Source organism: Micromonospora sp. U56, assembly GCF_018070095.1.
GTDB lineage: Bacteria > Actinomycetota > Actinomycetes > Mycobacteriales > Micromonosporaceae > Micromonospora > Micromonospora purpureochromogenes.
In genome coordinates, this window is sequence record NZ_JAGPYL010000185.1 from 1 (window position 1) to 8,539 (window position 8,539).

The 8,539-nt window shown below is 73.5% G+C and carries 7 protein-coding genes; 5 read left to right on the forward strand and 2 right to left on the reverse strand.

Annotated features, from left to right (window positions below; all coding sequences use genetic code 11):
• Positions 1-158: 158 nt before the first annotated feature.
• A complete protein-coding gene (locus KBX37_RS32370; RefSeq protein WP_210779638.1) occupies positions 159-1,367 on the reverse strand; it encodes a DUF349 domain-containing protein in 1,209 nt (402 codons plus the stop codon).
• A 152-nt stretch (positions 1,368-1,519) separates the two neighbouring features.
• On the opposite strand from KBX37_RS32370, the gene KBX37_RS32375 reads away from it, so the two are divergent.
• From KBX37_RS32375 to dapF, 3 genes are read left to right on the forward strand one after another with little or no spacing between them, the layout of a single operon-like run.
• Positions 1,520-2,293 carry a hypothetical protein gene (locus tag KBX37_RS32375; protein WP_210779639.1) on the forward strand — a complete coding sequence of 258 codons (774 nt, stop codon included), beginning with the start codon at positions 1,520-1,522 and terminating at the stop codon, positions 2,291-2,293.
• Positions 2,176-3,201, forward strand: a complete 1,026-nt coding sequence (gene miaA, locus KBX37_RS32380; RefSeq protein WP_374103938.1) for a tRNA (adenosine(37)-N6)-dimethylallyltransferase MiaA — start codon at positions 2,176-2,178, stop codon at positions 3,199-3,201. Before KBX37_RS32375 ends, miaA begins: the two co-directional genes overlap by 118 nt.
• Positions 3,202-3,208: 7 nt before the next feature.
• Positions 3,209-4,054 (forward strand): diaminopimelate epimerase, encoded by an 846-nt coding sequence (dapF, locus tag KBX37_RS32385; protein ID WP_210779640.1) that lies wholly within the window; start codon positions 3,209-3,211, stop codon positions 4,052-4,054.
• Between the two features lie 76 nt (positions 4,055-4,130).
• Here the strand turns inward: dapF and KBX37_RS32390 are convergent, their stop codons facing one another.
• Positions 4,131-5,603 carry an NAD-dependent malic enzyme gene (locus KBX37_RS32390; protein WP_210779641.1) on the reverse strand — a complete coding sequence of 491 codons (1,473 nt, stop codon included), beginning with the start codon at positions 5,601-5,603 and terminating at the stop codon, positions 4,131-4,133.
• A gap of 177 nt (positions 5,604-5,780) precedes the next feature.
• Between KBX37_RS32390 and hflX the strand changes: the two genes are divergently transcribed.
• Complete coding sequence (hflX, locus tag KBX37_RS32395) at positions 5,781-7,226, forward strand: GTPase HflX (RefSeq protein ID WP_210779642.1); 1,446 nt, start codon at positions 5,781-5,783, stop codon at positions 7,224-7,226.
• Positions 7,227-7,275: 49 nt separating this feature from the next.
• A partial coding sequence (locus tag KBX37_RS32400) for a hypothetical protein (protein ID WP_210779643.1) occupies positions 7,276-8,539 on the forward strand: 1,264 nt, incomplete at its 3' end.

An 8,539-nucleotide genomic window follows, 5' to 3' on the forward strand; every position in this document is an offset into this window, starting at 1 on the left:
GGCCTATCCGTCGCGGAATGAGCCCGCTTTCTCTGTATGTGCGTGGATCTTTGGGGCGACAGGTCGGGTGGGGAGTGGCGGTGGGTGGGCGGGGCGGGGGCGGATGCGCGGGAGCCCCGGTCCCGTCGGGGGACCGGGGCTCCCGGAGCGTTACGGCGTCAGCCGGCCTGCTCGGCGAGCTGGAGGAACTGCCGCTTGGAGGCGAGCGCCTGCTCGGCTTCCTTGATCCGGCGGGCGTCCCCGGCGGCCTGCGCCCGGGCCAGCCGCTCCTCGGCCTCGGCCACCTGCGCCCGCATCTGGGCGAGCAGCGGGTTGTCCTCCTTGGTGGTCCGCCGCCAGGCCGAGTCCATGACCTCGCGGACCTTGTCGTCCACGGTTCGCAGCCGCCGCTCCAGCCCGGCGGCGGCCTCCCGCGGCACCCGACCGGCCTCGTGCCACTGGGCCTGGATCTCCCGCAGCTTGGCCTGCGCGCCCTTCGGGTCGGCGTCGACGTCCAGCGCCTCGGCCTCGGCGATCAGGGCCTGCTTGCGCTCCAGGTTGGCCCGCTGCTCGTTGTCGCGGGCCGAGAAGACCTCGCTACGCCGGCTGAAGAAGGCGTCCTGGGCGGCCCGGAACCGTTCCCAGAGCTTCTGCTCGGCCTCCTTGGAGGCGCGCGGCGCGGCCTTCCACTGGTTCATCAGCTCCTTGAGCTGGTTGGCGGTGACCGCCCAGTCGGTAGAGTCCTTCAGCTTCTCCGCCTCGGCGACCAGCTCCTCCTTGACCGTCTGCGCCTGCTTGCGCTGCTGGTCGAGGGAGGCGAAGTGGGCGCCCCGGCGGCGGGTGAACCCGTCCCGGGCGGCGGCGAACCGCTTCCACAGCTCACCGTCGGCCTTCTTGTCGACCCCGCGGATGGTCTTCCACTCGTCGAGGATCTCCTTGAGCCGGTCGCCGGCGGTCTTCCAGCCGGTCGACTCGGCGGCCAGCTTCTCCGCCTCCTCGACCAGGGCGGTCTTGCGGGCGAGCGCCTCGCCGCGGGCGGCGTCCCGGGCGGCCTTGGCCTCGCCGGCCTTCTCCTCGGCGACGGCGGCGAGCTTGTCCAGCCGTGCGGCCAGGGCGTCGATGTCGCCGACGACGTGCGCCTCGGCCAGCGAGGCGCGGATCCGGCGGATCGTGGTCAGGGAGTGGCCGGCGTCCGCCGCGCCCGAGTTGAGCCGGGCCTCGGTCAGATCCACCTCGGTCACCAGGTCGGCGAAGCGTCGGGCGAAGTGGGCAAGCCCCTCCTCGGGGGCACCCGCCTGCCAGGATCCGACCACCCGCTCGCCCTCGGCGGTCTTGACGTACACGGTGCCGTCCGCGTCCACCCGTCCGAAGGCAGTCCAGTCGCTCATGTGCCCATCCTCGTTCTCCCGGCGTCGAAGGGACGGACCCCGCGAACGCCGCCACGGCGCAGCCAAGTTACTCCCGGCATTGTCACAGGTCCGCCCCCGTGAGTGTGAAGCGCCTGTCGTCGACCGTGACCATACGGTGTCCTACCGCTGCAATGACCGGATCGGCGCGGGGACGCACCGGCGCGTCCGGCTACCGTGAACCCGTGCCTCTGGTCGCCGCCGCCGTCTGCCCCCACCCGCCCCTGATCGTGCCCGAGCTGGCCGGCGCCGCCGCCGCCGCTGAGCTGGACGACCTCCGCGCCGCCTGTGACGAGGCCGTCACCGGGCTGCTCGCCGCCGCGCCGGACGTGGTCCTGCTGGTGGGCGACGGACCGCGGACCACCACGTTCGACGCGGCGGACATCGGCTCGCTGCGGGCGTACGGGCTGGACCGGCGCGTCCCGCTCTGGCGGACCAACTGCGCAGGTGGCGAGCGGCTGCCGCTGAGCCTGACCGTCGGCGCCTGGCTGATCGGCCGGTCGGGAACCCCGCTGCCCCGGCTGGCCCGGTCGGTGGCGACCGACGCGTCGCCGGCGGACTGCGCCGAGCTGGGGGCGGCACTCGCCGGCGAGCCCGATCGCCGGGTCGCGCTGCTGGTGCTGGGGGACGGGTCGGCCTGCCGGGGCCGGCAGGCGCCCGGCTACGACGACCCGCGCGCCGAGGCGTACGACGACGGGGTCGCCCGGGCCCTGGCCGACGCGGACGCCGACGCCCTGCTCGGCCTGGACCCGGTGCTGTCGGCGCAGCTGCGGGTGGCCGGACGGGCGCCCTGGCAGATGCTGGCCGGCGCGGTCCGCGCGGCCGGCGGCGACTGGCGGGGCGCGCTGCGCCACTACTCGGCGCCCTACGGCGTTGCCTACGTCGTGGCGTCCTGGGAGCCGGCGTGACCGGCACGGTCGTGGCGGTGGTCGGTCCGACCGCCGCCGGCAAGTCCGCGCTGAGCATCGCCCTGGCGCACGCCCTCGACGGTGAGGTGGTCAACGCCGACTCGATGCAGCTCTACCGGGGCATGGACATCGGCACGGCCAAGCTGGCTCCGGCCGAGCGGGAGGGCGTGCCGCACCACCTGCTGGACATCTGGGACGTCACCGAGCCGGCCAGCGTCGCGGAGTACCAGCGGCTGGCCCGCGCGGCGGTCGACGACATCCTGGCCCGGGGCCGGGTGCCGCTGCTGGTCGGCGGCTCCGGGCTGTACGTGCGGGCGGTGCTGGAGCAGTTCGAGTTCCCCGGCACCGATCCGGCGGTGCGGCAGCGGCTGGAGGCGGAGCTGGCGGCGGTGGGGCCGGCCCCGCTGCACGCCCGGCTGGCGGAGGCCGACCCGGCCGCCGCGGCCGGCATCCTGCCCGGCAACGGCCGGCGGATCGTCCGGGCCCTCGAAGTGATCGAGCTGACCGGGGCGCCGTTCACCGCCTCGCTGCCCGAACCGACCCCGTACTACCCGTCGGTGCAGCTCGGCGTCGACCTGGACACCGCGCTGCTGGACGAGCGGATCGCGCTGCGGGTGGACCGGATGTGGGCCGACGGGCTGGTCGCCGAGACCCGTGAGCTGGTCGGTCACGGCCTGCCCGAGGGGCGCACCGCCAGCCGGGCGCTCGGCTACCAGCAGGTGCTGCGCTTCCTGGCCGGGGAGCTGACCGAGACCGAGGCGCACGACGAGACGATCCGGGCCACCCGGCGCTTCGTCCGCCGGCAGCGCTCCTGGTTCCGCCGCGACCCGCGGATCCTCTGGCTCGACTCGGCCTCGCCGGCGTTTGTCGACACTGCGCTGCGGATGGTCGCCGACCATCGGGGATGATGGGGGCGTGGAGTTCACCAAGGGCCACGGCACCGGCAACGACTTCGTCATCCTGCCCGACCCGGACGGGGCGCTCGACCTGACGCCCGGGCTGGTCGCCGCGATCTGCGACCGGCGGCGCGGCGTCGGCGGCGACGGCGTGCTGCGGGTGGTGCGGGCGGCGAAGCATCCGGAGGGCGCCGCCCTGGCGGCCGAGGCCGAGTGGTTCATGGACTACTGGAACTCCGACGGGTCGTTCGCGGAGATGTGCGGCAACGGCGCCCGGGTCTTCGTCCGCTACCTGCTCGAGAACGGGCTGGCCACCCCCGCCGGCGCGGCGCTGCCGGTGGCCACCCGGGCCGGCGTCGTGCGCGCGCGGGTCGAGGCCGACGCCATCGCCGTCGAGATGCGCCGCCCCCGGGTGTACGACGCCTCGACGGCCACCCTGGGCGGGCTGACCCTGCCCGGCGCGGCGGTGGACGTCGGCAACCCGCATCTGGTCTGCGTGCTGCCGGCCGGGCTGGAGCTGGCCAGCCTCGACCTGACCCACGCGCCCGAGTACGACGTCGGGGTCTTCCCGGCCGGCGTGAACGTCGAGTTCATCACCTCCGGAAAGCCGGTCGCCGGCACCGACGGGCACGTGCTGATGCGGGTCTACGAGCGGGGCTCCGCCGAGACGCTCTCCTGCGGCACCGGCGCCTGCGCGGTGGCCGCGGTGGCCCTGCGCGACGCCGCCCGGGACACCGGCACGGTCGCGGTGGACGTTCCCGGCGGCCGCCTGACGGTCACCGTCACCGACGACTCCTGCTGGCTGGCCGGCCCGGCCGTCCTGGTGGCCACCGGCACCGTCACCCCCGCCACCCTGCTCCCCTGAGCCGTCGGCCCCGCCGACCCGCCAGGACGAGCCGACTCGTCCGTCCGGGGCCAGCGGGCGTACCCGCAGGCGGGCGTCAGGGGGTCGCGGAGGCGTTGGCGGCGATCTCGGGGAGGTCGGCCGGGCCCGAGTCGGCGGCCGGTCGCGGCGCGGTGGCCGGGTTCTGGGCGGCGGCGCGGACGGCGGCGGCGACCGCCGGGGCGACCCGGGAGTCGAAGACACTGGGCACGATCACCGTCGGGTTGATCTTGTCCTCGCCGACCACGTCCGCGATGGCCCGGGCCGCGGCGAGCGCCATCTCCTCGGTGAACTCCTCGGCGTGCGCGTCGAGCATGCCCCGGAAGACGCCCGGGAAGGCGAGCACGTTGTTGATCTGGTTCGGCTGGTCCGAGCGGCCGGTGGCGACGACCGCGGCGTGCTTGCGCGCCTCCCGCGGGTCGACCTCCGGGTCCGGGTTGGCCAGCGCGAAGACGATCGCGTCCTTCGCCATGGTGGCGATGTCGTCGCCGGTGAGCAGGTTCGGCGCGCTCACCCCGATGAAGACGTCCGCGCCGCGGACCGCCCCGGGCAGGTCGCCGGCGTAGTTCTCGTTGTTGGTGTTCTCCGCCAGCCACTGCCAGGCCGGGTTGAGCCCGGTCAGGCCGCGGTGCAGGGCGCCCTGCCGGTCGTACGCGATGATGTCGCCCACGCCCTGGCGCAGCAGCAGCTTCATGATCGCGGTGCCGGCCGCGCCGGCTCCGGAGACGACCACCCGGACGTCCGAAAGCTGCTTGCCCACGACGCGCAGCGCGTTGGTCAGCGCGGCCAGCACGCAGATCGCGGTGCCGTGCTGGTCGTCGTGGAAGACCGGGATGTCCAGCGCCTCGCGCAGCCGGGCCTCGATCTCAAAGCAGCGCGGTGCGGCGATGTCCTCCAGGTTGATCCCGCCGTACGCGGGGGCGATCGCCTTGACGATCTGCACGATCTCGTCGGTGTCCTGGGTGTCCAGCACCACCGGCCAGGCGTCCACCCCGCCGAAGCGCTTGAACAGCGCCGCCTTGCCCTCCATCACCGGCAGCGAGGCGGCCGGCCCGAGGTTGCCCAGGCCGAGCACGGCCGAGCCGTCGCTGACCACCGCGACGGTGTTGCGCTTGATGGTCAGCCGGCGGGCGTCCGCGGGGTTCTCGGCGATCGCCATGCAGACCCGGGCCACCCCCGGGGTGTACGCGCGGGACAGGTCGTCGCGGGTGCGCAGCGCCACCTTCGGGCTGACCTCGATCTTGCCGCCGAGGTGCAGCAGGAACGTCCGGTCGGAGACCTTGCGCACGTCCACGCCGTCCAGCGCGGTCAGCGCGTCGACCACCTGGTCGGCGTGGCTGGCGTCGGCGGTGTCGCAGGTGAGGTCGACGATGACGCTGGTCGGGTCGGAGTCGACCACGTCGAGGGCGGTGACGATCGCGCCGGCCTCACCGACCGCGGTGGTCAGCCGGCCGATCGACGAGGCGTCCGCGGGCACCGCGATCCGGATCGTGATCGAGAATCCGGCACTCGGTAGTCGGGTGATTGCCACGGGGTCCCTCCGTCGACGCTGAGCGGCTCGCCAGGCATTTCTACCCGCCTGCCGAGGTCGCCCGGCATCCGCCCCCGACTTTTGCCACCTCGGGGGCGGGCATATAGCAGGTGCGTCCGGCGTTGCCACATGTCAGGATTACTTTCCTTAGCGGCAAAAAACGGACAGGAGACCGGTTTGCGGAACCAGGAGAGCTTCGTGCCCTTCGAGGACGAGGAGCTCGATGTCACCACCGGCGAGATGGAACTGTCGGAGCGTCAGTCGCTGCGGCGCGTCCCCGGCCTCAGCACCGAACTCACCGACATCACCGAGGTCGAGTACCGGCAGCTGCGCCTGGAGCGGGTGGTCCTGGTGGGCGTCTGGACCGAGGGCACGCAGAACGACGCGGAGAACTCGCTGACCGAGCTGGCGGCGCTGGCCGAGACGGCCGGCTCGCAGGTGCTCGAGGGGCTGATCCAGCGGCGCAACCGCCCGGACCCGGCGACGTACATCGGCCGGGGCAAGGTCGACGACCTGGGCGCGATGGTCCTCGCCACCGGCGCCGACACCGTCATCTGCGACGGTGAGCTGTCGCCGTCCCAGCTGCGCAACCTGGAGCAGCGCACCAAGGTCAAGGTCGTCGACCGGACCGCGCTGATCCTCGACATCTTCGCCCAGCACGCCAAGAGCAAGGAGGGCAAGGCGCAGGTCGAGCTGGCCCAGCTCGAATACCTGCTGCCGCGCCTGCGCGGTTGGGGTGAGACGCTGTCCCGGCAGACCGGTGGTTCCGGTCGCGGCGGCGGCGCCGGCGGCGGCGTGGGTCTGCGTGGTCCCGGTGAGACCAAGCTGGAGACCGACCGGCGGCGGATCCGCACCCGCATCTCCCGGCTGCGCCGCGAGATCAAGGGCATGAAGACGGTACGCCAGACCAAGCGCGCCCGGCGCTCCCGTAACGCCGTGCCCGCGGTCGCCATCGCCGGCTACACCAACGCCGGTAAGTCGAGCCTGCTCAACCGGCTGACCGGCGCGGGCGTGCTGGTCGAGAACGCGCTCTTCGCCACCCTCGACCCGACCACCCGCAAGGCGACCACCTCCGACGGCCGGCTCTACACCCTCTCCGACACGGTCGGCTTCGTCCGGCACCTGCCGCACCAGATCGTCGAGGCGTTCCGCTCGACCCTGGAGGAGGTCGCCGAGGCGGACCTGGTGGTGCACGTCGTCGACGGGGCCCACCCGGACCCGGAGGAGCAGGTCCGCGCGGTCCGCGAGGTGCTCTCCGAGGTCGGCGCCGACCGGCTGCCCGAGCTGCTGGTGGTCAACAAGACCGACGCGGCCGACGAGGACACCCTGCTGCGGCTCAAGCGGCTCTGGCCGGACGCGATCTTCGTCTCCGCGCACAGCGGGCGCGGCATCGACGGGCTGCGACAGGCCGTCGAGGAGCAGCTGCCCCGCCCGGCGGTGGAGATCCGGGCGGTGCTCCCGTACGACCGGGGTGACCTGGTGGCCCGGGTGCACCGGCAGGGCGAGGTGCTGAGCACCTCCCACCTGCCCGAGGGCACCCTGCTGCACGTGCGCGTCGGTACGGCGCTCGCCGCCGAGCTGGCGCCGTACGCCGCGGAAGAGGCGGTCGCCGGGGCGCGGTAGCGCTCCCGGCGTGACACGCCCGTCCACCGCGGCATGCGACACTGGCGCAATGCGCCGCGCTGTTTCCTCGGTCACGGTTGCCCTCGGTCTGCTGGGGGCCACCGTGGCGTCCGCCGGTGTCGCCCTGGCGGCACCGGCGACCTCCGCTCCCGCCCCGAAGAAGCGCTGTACGGTCACCGACGAGCGGCTGGACGAGCTCTCCGGGCTGGTGGCGACGAAGACCGGCTACATCGTGGTCAACGACGGCTCGCTGCAGGCGAACCGGAAGCGGGTCTTCTACCTGGACACGAAGTGTCGGGTCACCAAGGAGGTCAGCTATACCGGCTCGGGCCCCTTCGACACGGAGGACCTGGCCGTCTCGCCGGACCGGAAGACGCTCTGGATCGCCGACATCGGGAACAACCCGGGCACGGACCGGCGCACCCGGATCGCGGTGTGGAGCATGCCGATCGGCGGCGGCAAGCAGCCGGTGCTGCACCGGATGTCGTACCCGGACCAGAAGCAGCGCGACGCGGAGGCGCTGCTCATCGGCGCCGACGGCCTGCCGCTGGTGATCACCAAGGTGCCCAGCGGCAAGGCCGAGATCTACACCCCGACGGGGAAGCTGCCCAAGGGTGACACCGATCCGGTGCCGATGAAGAAGGTCGGTGAGATCAGCCTCCCGGAGACGACCACCGACAACCCGATGAACATCTTCGGTCGGGTGTCCATCACCGGGGCGACCCGCTCGCCCGACGGCTCGAAGGTGGTGCTGCGCACCTACGCGGACGCCTTCGAGTACGCCGTGACCGGCGACGACATCGTGGCGGCGCTGACCACCGGCAAGCCCCTGGTGACTCCACTGGACGACCCGTTCGGCGAGGCGATCTCCTACACCCAGGACGGGAAGACCTTCGTCACCGTCTCCGACGGCGGCACCCTCAACGACGACGACCCGATCGACATCCTCGCGTACACCCCGTCGACGACCGGGGCCGAGGCGCTCGCCGGTGCCGACGGACTCAAGAAGCCGGTGGTCGAGAAGTCCTGGTACGACTCGCTCAGCCTGGACCAGATCACGTACCTGATCGGCGCGATCGGCGTGCTCGGCGCGCTGCTGGTCGGCGCGGGCATCGCCGGCATCCTGCGGTCCCGGCGCCGGCCCGCCCCGGCCGACGACAGCCGGGACGGCGACGACCCGTTCTCCTCGGGGGCGATCGACCGGGGTCCCGACGACGGCTTCGGCCCCGGCGACCGGGGCGGTCCGCGCGGTGGCGTCTACGGCGGCGCTCCGACCGCCGGCGTCTACGGCGGCCCAGGGCCGGCCGGTGGCG

Bases quoted from the DNA above. Each gene is read 5' to 3' on its own strand.
- KBX37_RS32375 (WP_210779639.1), top strand. From the start codon at position 1,520: ATGACCGGATCGGCGCGGGGACGCACCGGCGCGTCCGGCTACCGTGAA.
- KBX37_RS32370 (WP_210779638.1), bottom strand. From the start codon at position 1,367: ATGAGCGACTGGACTGCCTTCGGACGGGTGGACGCGGACGGCACCGTG.